The organism is Streptomyces sp. NPDC043952 (assembly GCF_056435325.1).
On the sequence record NZ_JBWKES010000072.1, the window covers coordinates 1 to 2369 of the forward strand.

Here is a 2369-nt window from a genome sequence, read left to right on the forward strand (position 1 = left end):
GGAGGTACGCGACGACATCCACGAAGCCTTCCTCACCCTGGGATGCGCACTCATCTGCTGGCGACGCCTGAAGTCATTGCGTTAGGAGTTCTTAGCCCTCGTCGCCACAGCTGGCACGCTGGCCGTACCGCTGCTCGTCAAAGACATCATCAGCTCCTTCGGCCAGAACGACACGATCACCCGGCCTGTGGTCCTTATGTCGGTAGCCGCCCTGGGCTCCGCAGGCGCCTCGGCCGCCTCCAGCTACCTGCTCTCCCGCATCGGCGAATTCATCGTCCTACGGCTGCGCCAGCGCGTCATGGAACACAGCCTGCGTCTACCCGTGAGCACGGTCCGGGACCAAGGTGTGGGCAATCTTGTCGCCCGCGTCACCTCCGACGCCATGCTGCTGCGCGCCATCATCGACATCGGGGTAGTCCAACTGCCATTGGCTGCCCTCACCGTCGTCTTCACCCTCGTCGTCATGGCAGTACTCGACTGGCTGCTGGTCCTGATCACCATCGGGTCCTTCGCCCTCGCCGGCGCGGCGATCGGCTGGGTGCTGATCCGCGTACGCCGCAACATCGCAGACCAGCAGGACGCCGTCGGCGAGCTTGCCCAGCACTTCACCGCTTACCTCACGGCTCTGCTCACCATCAAGGCGTACCGGTCCGAGGGACGCTCCGCCGGCCGGCTCGGTGAAAGCGCGCAACAGCTCACCGGGACCTCCCTGGTAGGAGCACGCCTGCAGATGTGGATCACTCCCGTCATGCAACTAGGCCAGCAGGTCGCCCTCGTAGGAGTCATCATCGGCGGTGGCGCCCGCATGGCCAGCGGCGATCTGTCCGTGCCCAGCTTCGCCGCCTTCCTGCTCTACCTCCTACAACTGGTCTCCCCCGTCACCGTCGTCGCCACCGGTATCGGGCGCCTCCAGGCCGGGCTCGCCGCCCGCACCCGCTTCCACGAATTCTTCACCCTCGCGCAGGAGACCGACGGCGCCCAGCCGAAACTCAGCCCCCCAAAGCCCCGCCCAGGCACGGCGGCCGTCGCCTTCGAGGACGTCTCCTTCTCCTACACAGGCGTACCGGTTCTCAACCGCGTCACTTTCACCGCACCCCGTACCGGTTTGACTGCCCTTGTCGGCCCATCCGGCGCCGGAAAGTCAACGTGCCTCACACTCATCGACCGCTTCATGTACCCCGATGACGGAAGGATCACCATACTGGGCCATCCAATCCACGACTGGCCGCTTGAAGACCTGCGCAGCCGCATCGCCTACGTTGATCAGCAATTCACCCTGCTCGAAGGGACCATCCACGACAACCTGCAGCTCGGCCGTGCCGAACCAGCCTCCGAAGAGGAACTGGCCACCGCTCTGGAAGCGGTCGGGTTGCTACAAGACCTCACCTCCTTGCCCGAAGGACTGAACACCACGCTGGGACGGCAAAACGATCTATCCGGTGGGCAGCGACAGCGACTGGCGTTGGCACGAGCCCTGCTCTCAGACGCCGACATCGTGCTGCTGGACGAGCCGACCTCGCAGTTGGACAGCATCAACGAGAAGCGATTCCGGCGGATCGTCGACGACCTGGCGACAACCCGAGCCGTCATGGTCGTAGCCCACCGACTGTCCACCGTGCAGCATGCAGACCACGTCGTGATGCTGACCAACGGCACCCTCACCGACGCCGGCACCCACCAGACGCTGATGAACCGCTGCTCTGCCTACCGGGACCTAGTCAACAACCAGCGGATGCAGGCCGCCTGACCCTGCCAACCGAGCACTCGAGACTGATCGAGCCATCGCAGACTCGCACAGCCACGCCCCTGGGCAGCCGATCACCCGCCGACGGTGAGATGGCCCCGTCGGCCGCCTCCATGAGTGGCCGACGCGGCCGAGCTGCAGAGGTGGCCCGGCAGTACTCAGCGAGAAGGCGACGCGGCCACCATCAACACGTCCGCCACAGGTCGCGGTTCGCCGCAGCCATGCTGTCCTCGGCCGGACAGAGTCACCCTGGCTCTTTCCCGGCGGTCAGCCCGGCCGTCCGATCAGCGCCTGGGCCATGGGCGAACGACTCCGTAAACTCGGCATCCGGCTCGCGGAAGCCCGCTCGATCTTCTCCGCCAATCCAAGGCAGCCGCACCCACCCGAGCGCGTCTGTTTTGACCGTGGCTGCGACTGGCGCTCCCGCACCATCACCATGGATGCCTGCCCGCACGGCCCGCCCGCCGAAGCCCGTCGTCACCTCGGCCTTCGTTCTGCGCGGCCGCCGCTGCGACCCCGTCCTGGGGCGACTAGTACTGCAACGGTGTTTGCTGTGACTGATGGCCAGGTCGGGGGCTGTGTCCGCGGCGTTTGTAGTGGCTGGTGCGGGCCTGGTGTTGTCGTC

The 2369-nt window shown here is 66.0% G+C and carries 1 protein-coding gene and 1 pseudogene; both read left to right on the forward strand.

Translation table 11 applies throughout. The features are described 5' to 3' along the window. Positions 1–100: 100 nt before the first annotated feature. A pseudogene (locus AC069R_RS34005) lies at positions 101–868 on the forward strand (ABC transporter transmembrane domain-containing protein); the annotation flags it as partial. 30 nt (positions 869–898) lie between these two features. Beyond that, complete coding sequence (locus AC069R_RS34010; protein WP_478770554.1) at positions 899–1747, forward strand: ABC transporter ATP-binding protein; 849 nt, start codon at positions 899–901, stop codon at positions 1745–1747. Positions 1748–2369: the final 622 nt, after the last annotated feature.